The 13412-nt window shown below is 59.9% G+C and carries 13 protein-coding genes; 5 read left to right on the forward strand and 8 right to left on the reverse strand.

What is annotated here, in order from left to right:
- Positions 1 to 74 precede the first annotated feature (74 nt).
- Positions 75 to 305: a hypothetical protein gene (locus tag B6V74_RS13090; RefSeq protein ID WP_088723007.1), complete on the forward strand. Its 231-nt coding sequence runs from the start codon at positions 75 to 77 to the stop codon at positions 303 to 305.
- 406 nt (positions 306 to 711) lie between these two features.
- On the opposite strand, the gene B6V74_RS13095 is transcribed toward B6V74_RS13090, so the two are convergent.
- From B6V74_RS13095 to B6V74_RS13120, 6 genes are all read right to left on the reverse strand, one after another.
- Positions 712 to 1698, reverse strand: a complete 987-nt coding sequence (locus tag B6V74_RS13095) for an AAA family ATPase (RefSeq protein WP_088723008.1) — start codon at positions 1696 to 1698, stop codon at positions 712 to 714.
- A complete protein-coding gene (locus B6V74_RS13100) occupies positions 1695 to 2654 on the reverse strand; it encodes a DNA-primase RepB domain-containing protein (protein ID WP_088723009.1) in 960 nt (319 codons plus the stop codon). Before B6V74_RS13100 ends, B6V74_RS13095 begins: the two co-directional genes overlap by 4 nt.
- Positions 2655 to 2766: 112 nt before the next feature.
- Positions 2767 to 2964: a hypothetical protein gene (locus tag B6V74_RS13105; RefSeq protein WP_088723010.1), complete on the reverse strand. Its 198-nt coding sequence runs from the start codon at positions 2962 to 2964 to the stop codon at positions 2767 to 2769.
- Between the two features lie 5 nt (positions 2965 to 2969).
- Positions 2970 to 3197 (reverse strand): AlpA family phage regulatory protein, encoded by a 228-nt coding sequence (locus B6V74_RS13110; protein ID WP_088723011.1) that lies wholly within the window; start codon positions 3195 to 3197, stop codon positions 2970 to 2972.
- 101 nt (positions 3198 to 3298) lie between these two features.
- Positions 3299 to 3895: a hypothetical protein gene (locus B6V74_RS13115; protein ID WP_168184226.1), complete on the reverse strand. Its 597-nt coding sequence runs from the start codon at positions 3893 to 3895 to the stop codon at positions 3299 to 3301.
- Positions 3892 to 5094 (reverse strand): site-specific integrase, encoded by a 1203-nt coding sequence (locus tag B6V74_RS13120; protein ID WP_088723013.1) that lies wholly within the window; start codon positions 5092 to 5094, stop codon positions 3892 to 3894. Before B6V74_RS13120 ends, B6V74_RS13115 begins: the two co-directional genes overlap by 4 nt.
- A 164-nt stretch (positions 5095 to 5258) precedes the next feature.
- On the opposite strand from B6V74_RS13120, the gene B6V74_RS13125 reads away from it, so the two are divergent.
- The gene (locus B6V74_RS13125; RefSeq protein WP_088723014.1) at positions 5259 to 6128 is read left to right on the forward strand and encodes a hypothetical protein; all 870 of its coding nucleotides are present in this window, start codon (positions 5259 to 5261) and stop codon (positions 6126 to 6128) included.
- Here B6V74_RS13125 and B6V74_RS13130 read toward each other — a convergent pair.
- Entirely contained in the window at positions 6125 to 7576 is a 1452-nt protein-coding gene (locus B6V74_RS13130; protein WP_206185205.1) for a DNA cytosine methyltransferase, read from the reverse strand. The two genes, B6V74_RS13125 and B6V74_RS13130, sit on opposite strands and share 4 nt — an antisense overlap.
- 116 nt (positions 7577 to 7692) lie before the next feature.
- On the opposite strand from B6V74_RS13130, the gene B6V74_RS13135 reads away from it, so the two are divergent.
- Positions 7693 to 8397 (forward strand): hypothetical protein, encoded by a 705-nt coding sequence (locus tag B6V74_RS13135; RefSeq protein ID WP_088723015.1) that lies wholly within the window; start codon positions 7693 to 7695, stop codon positions 8395 to 8397.
- Between the two features lie 675 nt (positions 8398 to 9072).
- On the opposite strand, the gene B6V74_RS13140 is transcribed toward B6V74_RS13135, so the two are convergent.
- Positions 9073 to 9726, reverse strand: a complete 654-nt coding sequence (locus tag B6V74_RS13140; protein WP_146694556.1) for a hypothetical protein — start codon at positions 9724 to 9726, stop codon at positions 9073 to 9075.
- A 177-nt stretch (positions 9727 to 9903) separates the two neighbouring features.
- On the opposite strand from B6V74_RS13140, the gene B6V74_RS13145 reads away from it, so the two are divergent.
- Positions 9904 to 11256 carry a sigma-54 dependent transcriptional regulator gene (locus B6V74_RS13145; RefSeq protein ID WP_088723017.1) on the forward strand — a complete coding sequence of 451 codons (1353 nt, stop codon included), beginning with the start codon at positions 9904 to 9906 and terminating at the stop codon, positions 11254 to 11256.
- A gap of 3 nt (positions 11257 to 11259) precedes the next feature.
- Positions 11260 to 13200: an ATP-binding protein gene (locus B6V74_RS13150; RefSeq protein WP_075777246.1), complete on the forward strand. Its 1941-nt coding sequence runs from the start codon at positions 11260 to 11262 to the stop codon at positions 13198 to 13200.
- Positions 13201 to 13412 lie beyond the last annotated feature (212 nt).

A 13412-nucleotide genomic window follows, 5' to 3' on the forward strand; every position in this document is an offset into this window, starting at 1 on the left:
GGAATTACCCTGACGGACGATAGCCCCCGATCTTATTGCGCTGGCATCGAAACCAGCCAGCGAGGAAATCGGCTATGACGATACGCGCGACATGGGCCTTCAACGGCCAGACGAAAACCATCTTGGGCAACGGGCATCCGTTGTGGTGCCTGCTGTTCGGCCCGTTCTACTACCTGTTCAAGGGGATGTTTCTTTGGGCGATCTTGTCGCTGATCACGGCCAACGGCCTGTGGATCGGTTTCCCCTTGTTCAACCGCGCCATCGTGCTGCGCCACTACCATCGTAAAGGCTGGGTGCAGGGATGACCGCCAGCACCTCCGCCCAAGCAGTTTGCCACCCGAGTGGAACCCGGCGCGCGGTGTCGAAACCCAGTGCGAATGCGGACTGGATGAAAAGACTCGGCAAATTGGCTCCGGCTCACGCCCGACAGACTGATAGATAGTCAACGGGTCGGTCCGAGGCGTTCCACGCGGCGCTGTCAAAGGGCGACCACAGGGGGATGGGGGGAGGTGTTTTTTTATCGGCGCGCGCCCCGTGGGCGGACAAAGGGTCATGCATACTGCCGAGGTTTTCGGCCCCCAGCCGATTTCAAGACCGTCAAGAACGCCAAGGCCGTCATGCATGTTCGTGGCGATGTTGAGGGTTCGAAGTGCGCCAACAAACACGATGGCGCTGTTGGCGTTCTTGGCGCACTTCATATCCTACCTGTGGTCACTCCTCGTCTGGCAGCGACAGCACCCAGTTTTTTCCCTTCTTCTTCGACACCACGCCCAAGGATCGCCGGGCGCGTTCCAGCGTCTTCTCGGAAATGTCGCGCGCGGCTGCCTCCTTTTCGACCTTGGTCGTTGCCTCTGGCCCGTTCTTGAGGAACACGCGCAGGAACTGGATCGCCTCGTCGAGTGCGGACATCTGGGGCTTGCCACCCTCGGACGAAATCAGGTCATCGATGGTGATGTCCGATGGCCCCAGCCAGTTCAACGTCGCCATGCCCCCGTCATCGGCGTAAATTTCGTAGCTCTGGGTCTGACCACGCTTCGCGATGTTGTGCTTGATGTGCACCACCAGCTTGGCCGAACTGTCGTTCGGATGCTCGCACACCAAAAACGCCGACCGCGCCGCGCCGATCACGTCCATCGACCCACCACCCCGATAGATGGCCTTGTCATGCTTGGCCTTGGTCAGGTGCCTGATGATCAGAACGGCTGTCTCGCCGGTTTCGGCAATGTCCTTTAGGAAGGACAGAAGCTGCCGGATCACGTTGGGCTTATACATGTCCTGCCCACTCGGCACGTAGGCGAACAAGGGGTCGAGGATAAGCAGGTCCGGTGGCTTGCGCCTCACCTCGCGCATGAGGGCGTTTAGCCCCTTCTCGTCGAGGGACAGGAAATCGCCCTGCACCCGGATGCGCGAGGGATCGCCTCCCATCGCATCGATGCGCGGCCTGATCGTATAGGCTGCGTCATCCTCGGTGCTGAGGTATAGCACCCGGCCACGGTCCAGCTTCTGACCCTCGGGGAGTTCCCCACCGATGCTGATCTGCGCGGCAAGTTGCATGGCGAGGAACGATTTGCCCACGCCGGGGTCGCCCTCCATGATCGTTATCATGCTGAACGGGATGAACGGCTCCCAGAGCCATTCGACCTCCTTCTGGTCGATGGTGTTCAGATCGACGAACAATTCCTTCTTCTTGGAGGTCATCGCGTCACCCCCACTCGCGCGATGATGCGCGATACCTCGGTTTCCAGCGCGTTGAGGTCGTCGCCGTATTTGTCGCGAAAGTACGGGCTGGACCAGATCACGCTGGCGATTTCGTCCAGCGACGCCTCGGCTTCGTGCAGGCCAGCGACCATCGCGAAGATCCTGCTGGAACGATCCGGTGCCTTCACGCGGTTGTGCCGGATCAGGTGGCGCGTCGAGGTGTCCAGCTTGGCTCGGTATTTCCTCAGGACGGCGAGTCGGTCATGCGCATGGGGGTTCATGTCCAGTGCCTCGGGTGCAGCCGCGCCGACGCCATGTTGACCCGTCAGCAGCTTGGGGCGTGCCTTGATCGGGCTTGAGTCGAACTTCAACAGGGGAATGAACGGCTTGTCGTAACCCGGCTTGTGGTTGATTGATCCCGGCAACCGAAGCAGTTTGTTGGGCGCGCTGCCGCCCTTGTCGCCGCCATGACGATAGGTCAGGGCCTTCGAATAGGCTGCCGCCAGCTTGGGCGTGTGCGGCCTGTCCCAAAACCACAGCGCCTGGGTTCGACCCGGTGACGTTTCCCAGACAACTGACGGCTTCGGCCTGAAGGCGAACGGGTCGGCCTTGTCCACGTCGCACCAGCCAAACCAGCATTCTTGGGAAACGCTGGTGATTTTCCGATCTTGCCGCGTGTATGTGTTCGGGCCGAAGTATTGATCCCATTCATGCCGACTGTAGTGGCGCAATAGGTCGACCACACACATGTCGTCGTCAATCTGCACAAACTCCTGAACCATTCTGGTTGAACCCGTTTTGCGGAAGCACAGCGAGGCATAATTCTTCTCGTCGTCCCCCACCTGTGGTCCCCATATCGCGAAAAGGAACTCGTCCTGATCTTTGACTGTCATGCGATCCGGCCATCCGTCTTCCCAAAGAGTCGGCGTCAGGAAATCATCGATTTCGGCTGTCATGGTGTATCCTTTCAGTAGGTGCAGCAGCACTGGTCGCGCGAAAGGCGCGTCAGTTCGGGCTTCGATATTTCGGGGAGCAGGGGCGCTTGACGCCCCATCTCATTATGTCGCGTTAGTCCAGCTCGGGGGGCAGGCGATCAAAGTTTGCCTGACGCCATTCCAAGACTTGTTCGGCGATCCATAATCGTGGCATTACTTGTTTCGGGAAATGCCCACGCTGTTCCTTTTTGACCAAGTCTTCATAATCATAATGGATGCCGAGTTTCTGCAATCCCTCATATGTGATGCAGACTAGGAGGTTCTTACCCATGATGTTCAGCTCGCATCCGAATAGTGCCACGTGGCGCGTTCGGCGGCGCGCTCAGCGAGCCAGTCCTCGATCTCAGACATGAACCACGCAACGCTGGTCCCGGCCATACGTATCCGCCTGGGGAAAAGCCCACGGGCCTCCCAGCGCAGCAGGGTCGTGTTGCTCGCGTTGATGCCAAGGCGCTTGAGGTCAGCGCGCGTGGCCAAGGTCTTGCGACCGTCTGCAATCTTCATCTGTCTTTTCCTTCAGCAAGTTAGGGTTTGCGAAGGAGCGCTCCGACAAGACAGAAGATGGCGCAGAATGTGACTCGTTTCGAGCGAAGGTCCTGAAAGCGTCAGGTCGATTTGCGTTGGGATCTTCTCACGTCTTCGAGGGCGAGTTGAATGGGGCCATCAAGCTGCTCATGCTGACCCGTGGTCTCCATGAACACGCGCCGAACGTAGTCAGGCAGAATCCCGACTTGCTTGTGTTCTGGGTCCCAGTTGCCCCGCGACAACGGGAATTCGGGAAAGAAATCGTGCAGGTCCCAAATGGCGTCGTAGACGATGGTGAAACGGATTTCGTCGGTGGTCTGGACCTTCATCCCAAGATCACATTCGAGCTTCGAGATTACGTCTTCGGCTTGCGCCTTGAGCGCGGCCAAGCCTGACAGAAGGTCAACACAGTCAACGGGACCAATTCCGTCTGGGCGTTCACGAAGCTGATCCTCCCAATGCACGAAGTGTGGCTGGTTCTCGTCTGCCAGTGCGCTTTCCAGCCTCTCGACGGGATGCAGCACGTTCCGTTTCAGCCAAGTGATGCGCTGCGTTGCCGACACGTCGAGAGGCGAAACCGCGAAGGCGGACGGCGACATTTGCAATGCGCGTCGTTTCGCCTTGCCCGATGTACTGACTTTCTCCCAGAAGTCTGGAAAGCGTGGGTCGTCTTTCAAGCCGAGAATTGAGCCGATACCTTTCCGGCAGGCCGGGCCGAAAGGCCCGGTGTCATCTTGGCCAGATGGCGGTTCCACTGTTCCAATGCCTCGCGCTTCTCGTCCGCGTATGAATAGACATTGTAGATAGCCGCCACGCCCGAGACCACACCCGTCTTGTGGTTCAGCAGCGCCTCGGTGACGGGCTGGGGGACGCCCAGCATCGCCAGGTTCGTGGACATCGTGCGGCGCAGGTCGTGAATAATCCACGGTTCCGTACCCTCGGGCAGCGCCTTGTCGAGCCGGTCTTTCAGGCGACCGAAGCCCGACACGGGCGATTTGCCGGTGGTCGTGAACACGTAGTCCGATCCGAGGAACCTCGGAACCCTGCGCAGCACGTCCAGCATCGCGTCGGTGATCGGCACGGTGTGCTGCCTGCCGTTCTTGGCGCGCTGCGAAGGCAGTGTCCACAGGCGTTTTTCGAGGTCGAGTTCCGACCAACGCATCTCGGCGACCTCGGCGCGTCTCTGGCCGCTCAGGATCAACTGCTTCATGCAATCCCCGAAAGGATAGCCTTCCGCGTCACAGGCCGTCCACAGCGCGCCCAGCTCATCGTCGGTCAGCACGCGCTCGCGCGACCGTTCCTTCGACAACGGTTTCATCCCGGCGATGGGGGAGGCATCGATCATGCCGCGCTCGACGCACCAGCCCATCAGGTGCTTGAGGTGGGCCAGCGCCCGGTTCGCGCTGACCGGCGCGGATGTGTGGATCAGGTCGCAGGCTTTCACCACATCGGCGCGCCTGATCTCGTCGATCCGTTTGCCGTGCAGGGGCGTGAACTTCGCCAGCAGGGCTTCCTTGCGCTGCCAGTCGCGGTTGTGAACCTTGGCGTGCTTCTCGATGTAGTCGGGGATCACGTCGCCCAGCGTGGGCTGGGTTTCGACCTCGACGCCCGTGCGATCTTCGAACCGGCCTGTCTCGATTTCGTAGAGAACCTGCCGCACCCGTTCGCGCGCCTCGGCCAGCGACACGATTGGGTAGCGGCCAATAGGTAGACGCCGCATTCTTCCGTTGATGCGCTTATGCAGGCTGAACGTCTTGGTGCCGGATTTGCTGATGCGCAGGACGAGACCCGGCATCATCTCGTCCCGAAAATCGAGGCGCTTGGACGGGTTCGGCTTCTGGGCTTCGATGAATTTGGTGGTGAGCTTGCGTTTCATAAGTCTATGATAAGCTGGGCGGATGAGCCGCGTCAGGGACAACCTTAGAGGGTTTGCAGGGTTTTGGATCGGCCTGCGCTGGACCGTGGTGGCTTTAGGTCGCCACGCGGCTTGGCCCAAAGCTGGACCCCGTGTAATCACGAAAAGAAACGGAGAGGCAGACAATGACCGCTGAGAATCATCGCGCGCTGGCCATGGATGCAATCAAGGGCATCAAGACATGGCAGGATTGCTGGCCGGTGTGGGAAATCGAATTGTCGAAACTCTCCGGCAATTTCTCGGATGCGAAGAAAGTTCACGAGCTTGGCAATCACCTGCGCGAGGTGTTCTTCGCCACGAATACTGGCGGTCGTGACCAAGGTTCGCTTTCGGGTGGGGGAGCGGGCTGGGAAAGCCTTGTAACGTGGTACCTGAACCTTGTTTTCTCTGGGACGAACGCGGTTGCCATGCGCCAGTCGCAAGCCGTGGTGCCAAGAACACTACTGGACGCTACCACGATACGCTACGGCAACCACCAGACGAATACCGAGTCGGATGTTTGCGTGATCGTTTATCCAGACGACTTTGACTTTCCCGATCCGGGCAAGTCCTTCATGTCTGAATTGGACAAGGAGGTTGCAAAGCGCATCGGTGATATTGAACTCGGGATCATCCAGTGCAAAACGAATTGGAACGACAATGCCCAAGTACCGATGCTCTGGGACATGGTGTACCGTGCAAGCTTCGGGCCGGGGACGAATATCCATATCGGGATGAACGGCTATAGCGTGAAACACCTGCGAAGGTTTAGTTACTCGTTCGTCACGGTTCCCTCACAGAAAGAGGGGCGCATGCCCAACAGCAGCACGCAGATGGCAGTCAAGCGCGTTGCCAACCTGACTGGTGGGAATTATTGGGGCATGGCAACCAAGTCGGGTGTGGCCTTGTCGCTTGCCGAGATATTCGACAGCAACTTTTCTAATGCCTTCAAGGTCAACGTGCGCGCGAGTATTCAGAACGCCATTGCCGGAAAGCTCGGGCTTTTCAGCGCCTAGGTGGCGGACTCGATAACCCTGCGGAAATGCTTGCCAACCGCTTCGGCAAGTCCAACAGGGACTGCGTTGCCGATCTGCGTGTACTTTGGAACCTCGCGGTCGAACATGCCTTCGAGGGGGTTCCCTGCGCGACGCAGGCCGCCGGTCGTGCGCTTCCCGGCAAATTGGTACCAATCCGGGAACATTTGAAGGCGCGCCCACTCGCGCACCGTCAACGCGCGCGGCTGGCCGAAATGCACGTAGTCATCCGCAAGCGAAGTCGCCGTGATGTTCGGCTGGGTGTTACCCCACCGGGCACGCAACACGCGCTGCGAGAATTTCTTGGTCTGGAATTGCGCCGGGATTTCGCCGTCGTTGTCCAGCATGTGCTGGAACTTCGCGACGATGTTCGGCTTGTGCTTGCTGTACTCCTGTTCCGTTAGGGGAACGGTCTTGGAGTGGAACCACGGGGGTGCTGTCCTGAGTTTGCGCTGTAGATCGTTCTGCGGTGCCCTCGGATAGGCCTTCGTGACGAATGGACCTTTCGGGAAATCACCGCTCGCGAGAATGCCGGGGATGTTTTCGTCGATAAGGTCGCCGAGCAAGTCGATAAGGTCGGGGAAGCCCCCCGTGGGTCGTGGCAGGAAGCCACATTTCACCGCGTCCTCGGGATGGGCGGACGGGTCAAGGAAATCGCACGCTTCCAGAACGTCGTGCCGGACACCTACCAACAGCACGCGGGGCCGGTTCTGCGGCACCCCGTAGTCCTTGGCTTTCACGAGCGAGTACCGAACCGTGTAGCCCGGTATCGAGCGGAATTCCGCGAGAACGTCAGGGAATATCTTGTCCGTACCGCCGCGCGTCCACTTGGCGTTCAATAGCCCTTGAACGTTCTCGAAAAGGAAGATGCGGGGACGCAGGCGCCGGATGACATGCGCCATGCGCACGAACAGGTGGTTCGACGGCAGGTCGGCCTTGTCCACGTCATACGAGCGACGAATGCCGATACCCGAGTAGCCCTGGCAGGGGGGACCACCGGCCAGCACGTCAAGGTTCGACCCGGCTCCCGCGCGTTCGGACGCGCCCTTGTCGTACGACAGGCCAAGCTCGGGCAGGTTCTTGAGGTCGGCAACCAACTGGTCCAGACGTGGGCCACGTAGCTCGTTCGCGTCGTTGCACCGAAGATCCTCGTTGGCAGAGAAGTGCATTCCCCCGAGGACGTGATGCCGATTCTTCAGGTATGTCGCCATCGCATCCGCGTTCAGTTCGTTCACGAACACCGGAAGGAAGTGCGCGTTCTCGAACCCCATCGATAGGCCTCCACAGCCTGCGAACAGGTCCACCATGTGCATCGGGCGACGGTTCGATCCCGTTGTGAGGGCCGTGCCATCCGTTGCGAGGTCATGGGGTGTGGTGGTGGTTTCGAGCATGTCCCAGAAGGTCAGTTGTTGTGGTTTCAGGTTGAGCATATCTTGTTCGAGCGGCGGTGTGAACGACTAAACCTGCCCGATTGTCATGCTTCCTGACTAAGATAGCCTTAACGCAACAGGCAATAGAAAAAAGAACGAAAAACGAACACGCGGCAATGCCCGAACACGATAGCTCCCAAACCCTGACGCCATCGGAGAAACGCAAGCTGACGCGCCTGCGAGGTGCCTTGCTGTCGTGGTGGGGTGAGCACGATGAAGCTTTCCCGTGGCGTCGATCCGGGGCCAGTGTCTACGAGCGCGTTTGCGTGGAGGTTCTCCTGCAACGCACCCGGCGCGAAACCGTATCGGCGATCTACGCTGACTTCTTCGAACGATTCCCCAACTGGCACGCCATAGCATCGTGTCCCGAGACGGAGCTTGGCCAATACCTCCAACCCCTCGGCTTGTGGCGTCGAAGGGCGGCCTCTCTCGGAGCGCTTGCCCGGTATGCCGACGAACATGGCGGCGCTTTCCCAAGGACCGGGAAGGAACTGGCGAAGGTGCCAGCGGTGGGCCAGTACGTTGGCAATGCCATACTGCTGTTCCAGCACGGCGAGCCGCGTCCACTAGTTGATGTCAACATGGCGCGTGTGATCGAGCGCGTCCTGAGACCACGCCGCCTTGCGGACATACGGCATGACCCGTGGTTGCAGTCGGCCGCGGCTTGGCTGGTTCGGTCATCGCCGGTGGAAACTAACTGGGCCGTTCTTGATTTCGCGGCCAAGGTCTGTCGCGCGCGCAATCCTCGTTGCGACGAATGCCAACTGGCGCGCCAATGTTCCTTCGCCAAGGCTCTGCGTAGAGGCGAACAGGCGTCATAGTGCTCCCTTGGGTATCACTGGGGTAGCAGGAGCAGTGCGTTTGAATGCTCAGCCGCGAGACGGATTGAGACGGTCTGCCATCGGCAAAAGGCAATCTTTTCAATTAGCTAAGTTGCAGGATGAGCTTTTCTGTAACAGCGTGCTTGGACTTGAAGGCTAATTGAAAATCCGCGTGTCGGTGGTTCGAATCCGCCTCCGGGCACCACTTAAATACCTGATATCTAGCGAAGCTTTTGCCTTACCTTGCGTTGGGTCTGCTGGCATTTCGGTCGAAATTGGCCTGGGACTCCGCCGGGGCTCCTTTCCCCAAACTACCAGATATCCGACACGTCATGCGGGTCGGGCACCGAATCTTCTGAGGAGTTCGCTTCCCTTGCGCGGCACGTCGAAGGCAAGATTGTCAGGTCTGCGCGCCTGCTTCATTCGCCACGCATTCTTTCTGCCGGACCAAAGTTGCGCGGATCCACCTTAAGACATGAAATCAGCGCGCGGTTCGACTGCTCGGTCGCACGAAGATGGACAGCACTCGATAGTCTGGTTTCGAACTCGAAGAAGACCTCGCGATTTCCGAGGCTATAGCGATCTGATTATTTGGGCCGCCGTTCATAGCGCCCGCAGCTGCCATGTGCCGAAGACTTCTAGGTTTCTATGGGCTGACCTTTCTGCGGCTTGTGGCTACTGCCGGATCAGGCGCACCGTGAACCCACCGGCACTCATGGCGAATGTGGCGAGCTTGCGGGCGGTATAAGCAAGCTGCACATCGAACGACTTGAAGTAAAACGGAAAGACATACCCAGGCCCCATCGCAACTTTGTAGGACATGTCGCAGATCACCGTGTCATCGTTTTGCTTCTTCGCCGTCGTGGCCATCTGAACCACGCGTCGGCCATCATACATGGCCATCGGCGAAGGACAGGTTTCACCGTTTGCCAGCTTTGCGAAGAATTCGGTCGGGGAGATCACACCGGGGGGGACTTTTCCGGCGTCCGTCATCTCGGTCATTTCAGAGTGTGGGGTAATCGTCACGGCCGTCACGGTGTCCGCTTTACGGACGATCGCGATATCGCGTGTTTCGCTGCCCCGGCTCGTCCCAAGGTAATCGACCTCATTACCTTTGGCCTGCGTCACCGCCTCGAAGGTTCCGTCGTCCAAGCCGAACGGCGTGTTGTCGAGCGATAGCCGCAGCGTCGCATTGCTGCCTTGTCCTTCGAATTGCAGCGAGCCCAAGGGGCGGCGGCCCAGCGTGACATTGTAGATTTGCTTTTCGGCCGCAGCCGGTCCGGCCAGCAGGCCGGACAAAGCCGCAGCAAGAAGGAGAATACGTGTCATGAAATATCCGTAGTGTGCCGACATTCGCCGCGAAAGGTAAATCTTGCCGATAAATGCGCTTCCGAAAAAAGGAATGCCAGCCTTGAATTTCTGACCGTTTGGCGCATGAGATATAGTGTGCGGGAAAACTTGCAGGAAATTGCATAGTCTTCTGGCCGCAGCAATTGGGAGGAATGCATGCTGCAAGCGCCCGAAGACGGGAGCGATCCGCTCAGGGCGGCGCGTATTCTCATCGTCGATGACGAGCCGGGGATGCGACATTTCCTCGTCAACACGCTGAATCCCCTCGCACGCCATGTGGACAGCGCAGAAGACACCCGCGCCGCCGAAGCGATGCTCGCGGTGCGCCAATATGACATAATGGTTCTCGACAATATCATGCCGGGGCAGAAAGGTCTCGACTGGCTTCAGGCGCAGCGCTCCAAGGGCGGCTTTACCGATACGATCCTGATAACGGCCTATGCCGATTTGCAGACGGCGATCGAGGCCATGCGTGCGGGTGCCTCGGACTTCCTGATCAAACCTTTCCGCTCGAACCAGATCCTGAACGCTCTGCGCAAGTGTCTGGAACTGGCGAAGTTGAGACGCGAAAATGCACTTTTGCGGCGAGAACTGGAGACGGCCGCCAGCGGCAATCGCCGCAAGGAACTGATCGGGGCCTCGCCTGTAATTGCTGAGGTCCGAGCGCTGTTGGAGCGCGTGGCACCCTTGTCGACGCCGGTGCTCATCACCGGCCCGTCCGGGTCGGGCAAAGAAGTCGCCGCGCGCCATCTGCATGGCCGGTCCGGGCGCGGCGCGTCCCCGTTCGTCGCGATCCAGTGCGGCGCCATTCCCGCGGACATGATCGAATACGAATTGTTCGGTCACGGCGCCGGAGCCTTTAACGGCGCACAGGCCGGACGCGAGGGATTGCTTGCTCAGGCCTCGGGAGGGACCGTTTTCCTCGACGATGTCAGCGAGTTGAGCGCAAACGCGCAGACGGCGCTTCTGCGCGTGCTCGAAGACGGCGTGATCCGACCCATCGGCACCGGCCGCGACGTGCAACTGGACCTGCGTTTTGTCATCGCGTCCAGCAAGTCGCTGCAAAAGGCTGTCCATGAGGGTCATTTCCGCGAGGACCTGCTGTTTCGCATCAACGTCATCGAGGTGGCCATGCCCCCTCTCAAGGATCGCGGCACCGATGTTCTGGACCTCGCCGAGCTGTTCCAGACCGAAATCGCGGCAGCGCTCAACCTACCGATGGTCGAGATGACCTCCGCAGTCAGGTCGGCCATGCTGCGCCACGACTGGCCTGGAAATATTCGTGAGCTGCACAATTTTGTCGAGCGCGCGCTTATCTTTGGGCGGTTCCCGCTGGAAACGCTCGGGGACGCCATTGCGCCGGGCGAAATTGCGCCACTGGAGGACATGGAAAAGCGCGAAATTCTTCGCGCTCTCGAGGCGCTTGGCGGTAACAGGGCCGAGGCCGCGCGGCGCTTGGGTGTCTCGCGCAAGACGATTGACCGAAAATGCGCGGCCTGGGGCCTGTAGATAATGCTGCGCGCGCCCAAAGCCTTGCGATCCGTCCGCGTGCGCTTGCTGGTGATCGCGCTGCTGCCGATGCTTGTGCTCTTGCCGGTCTTGCTGGGCGGCACCATCTGGCGCTGGTCGGGCAAGGTGGACGCGATCCTGCTCAACAAGGTCACCGGCGACCTGACCATCGCGGATCAATATCTCGGGCGGCTGGTTGAGACCTCTGGTGAGCATATCGATGCTGTCGCGCGGTCTGTGGCGCTGCAAACCGCGCTCGAGAACGGCACGACCGACGCCTTCCTGGAGCAGGAGCGTGCGCGGCTCGGGCTCGATTTCCTGCATATCACGCGGGATACGACGTGGCCCGTCGTAAAAGATGCGCTCGATGGGAAGTGGCAAAGCAAGATCGACGTGTTCGATGCAGATACCTTGGCAGCGATATCCCCCGATCTGGCTGCGCAAGCGGAAATTCCCTTGGTTCCCACCCGCGGCGCGGTGCCCACGGAGCGCACCGTCGAGACGCGCGGCATGGTCATTCATTCAGCCGCCCCGCTGACGCTTCCGGACGGGACGCGGGTGGCCTTGGCGGGGGGCGTCCTGCTGAACCGAAACCTCGGTTTCATCGACACGATCAACGCACTCGTCTACCGCGCCGAAAGCCTGCCCGAGGGCAGCCAAGGCACGGCGACGCTGTTTCTGGATGACGTGCGTATTTCCACCAATGTCCGCCTCTTTGAGAATGTGCGGGCGCTGGGAACGCGTGTCTCTGCCGCGGTCCGCGCACGGGTTCTGGGCGAAGGATACATCTGGCTGGATCGCGCCTTTGTCGTCAATGACTGGTATATCTCGGCCTATGAACCCATTCTCGACAGTTTCGGGACACCGGTAGGGATGCTTTATGTCGGCTTTCTCGAAGCGCCGTTCAGCGCAGCCAAGCGCAATTCGGTCATCACGCTGAGCCTTGCGTTCCTGTTCATCGCACTGGCGTCGGTTCCTGTTTTCCTGCGATGGGCCCGGCGTATCTTTCGCCCGCTCGAAGGGATGACCCGCACCATCGACCGGGTGGAAAGCGGCGATCTGGGGGCACGCAACGCTCCGGTCGAAACGGATGGCGAGATCGCACAGGTCGCACGACATTTCGACAGCCTGCTAGACCGGCTCCAACAACGCGACCGCGAGCTGCGACAATGGGGTGAGACGCTGGAGCACCGCGTGGAGGAGCGCACCCGCGAGTTGCACGAGGCCAACCAGCGGCTGGAGCGAACTACCGAACGCCTGATCATCTCCGAGAAACTGGCCGCCGTGGGCGAGATCACGGCTTCTGTCGCGCATGAAATCAACAATCCGGTCGCGGTGATCCAAGGCAATTTGGACCTTGCGCGCAGCAACCTTGGCGAGGACGGCCGCCGGGCCGAAGAAGAGTTCCGCCTGATCGACGACCAAGTCTATCGCATCGGTGTCATCGTCTCGAAGCTGCTGCATTTCGCGCGCCCCGAGGAATATTCCGGCGCAGACAGGCTGGTGGACCTCTCGCAAGTAGCCCGTGATTGCCTCGTCTTGACCCGGCACCAGATTCAGGCGGCGGGCATCACGAGTGTGGTTGAGACCGAGAGCAAGTCGCAAGTACATATGTCGCGGACGGAATTGCAGCAGGTCATCGTCAACCTGATTCTGAACGCAGTCCAAGCCATGCCCGGCGGCGGGACACTTCGCGTGGCCACGGCCGAGGAGGCCGGCGAGGTCATTCTGAGCGTAGAGGATACCGGCACCGGCATCGACCCGTCGGTCCTACCGCGCATCTTCGACCCGTTCTTCACCACCAAGCAGGCGCAGGGCACGGGACTGGGCCTGTCGATCAGCCAGCAACTCGTGAGTCGCGCCGGCGGACGGATTTCCGTGCGCTCGATGCCCGGAGGTGGCAGCCGGTTTGAAATCGTCCTGCCCGCCGCTGTTGCCGACTGATCCGGACACAATGACCAGATTTCGCGGACCCGCGTTGCGTGGGGCGGGACAAAATGTCCAACTTATTCGAAAGCGAGAGAGCGTGGCAGGACATTGTGTCCTCATAAGTAGCTGATAACAAATAATAATTTTCTTGACAACGCAAGGACTGAATTGCCTGCTTGTGTCCGCGCATGCCGTTGCATGCCGCCGGAGCGGCTCGGGGAGGAGAC

The organism is Thioclava sp. F42-5, assembly GCF_002213195.1.
Classification (GTDB): domain Bacteria; phylum Pseudomonadota; class Alphaproteobacteria; order Rhodobacterales; family Rhodobacteraceae; genus Thioclava; species Thioclava nitratireducens.

Bases quoted from the DNA above. Each gene is read 5' to 3' on its own strand.
- B6V74_RS13090 (WP_088723007.1), top strand. From the start codon at position 75: ATGACGATACGCGCGACATGGGCCTTCAACGGCCAGACGAAAACCATC.
- B6V74_RS13095 (WP_088723008.1), bottom strand. From the start codon at position 1,698: ATGACCTCCAAGAAGAAGGAATTGTTCGTCGATCTGAACACCATCGAC.
- B6V74_RS13100 (WP_088723009.1), bottom strand. From the start codon at position 2,654: ATGACAGCCGAAATCGATGATTTCCTGACGCCGACTCTTTGGGAAGAC.
- B6V74_RS13105 (WP_088723010.1), bottom strand. From the start codon at position 2,964: ATGGGTAAGAACCTCCTAGTCTGCATCACATATGAGGGATTGCAGAAA.
- B6V74_RS13110 (WP_088723011.1), bottom strand. From the start codon at position 3,197: ATGAAGATTGCAGACGGTCGCAAGACCTTGGCCACGCGCGCTGACCTC.
- B6V74_RS13120 (WP_088723013.1), bottom strand. From the start codon at position 5,094: ATGAAACGCAAGCTCACCACCAAATTCATCGAAGCCCAGAAGCCGAAC.
- B6V74_RS13125 (WP_088723014.1), top strand. From the start codon at position 5,259: ATGACCGCTGAGAATCATCGCGCGCTGGCCATGGATGCAATCAAGGGC.
- B6V74_RS13130 (WP_206185205.1), bottom strand. From the start codon at position 7,576: ATGCTCAACCTGAAACCACAACAACTGACCTTCTGGGACATGCTCGAA.
- B6V74_RS13135 (WP_088723015.1), top strand. From the start codon at position 7,693: ATGCCCGAACACGATAGCTCCCAAACCCTGACGCCATCGGAGAAACGC.
- B6V74_RS13140 (WP_146694556.1), bottom strand. From the start codon at position 9,726: ATGACACGTATTCTCCTTCTTGCTGCGGCTTTGTCCGGCCTGCTGGCC.
- B6V74_RS13145 (WP_088723017.1), top strand. From the start codon at position 9,904: ATGCTGCAAGCGCCCGAAGACGGGAGCGATCCGCTCAGGGCGGCGCGT.
- B6V74_RS13150 (WP_075777246.1), top strand. From the start codon at position 11,260: ATGCTGCGCGCGCCCAAAGCCTTGCGATCCGTCCGCGTGCGCTTGCTG.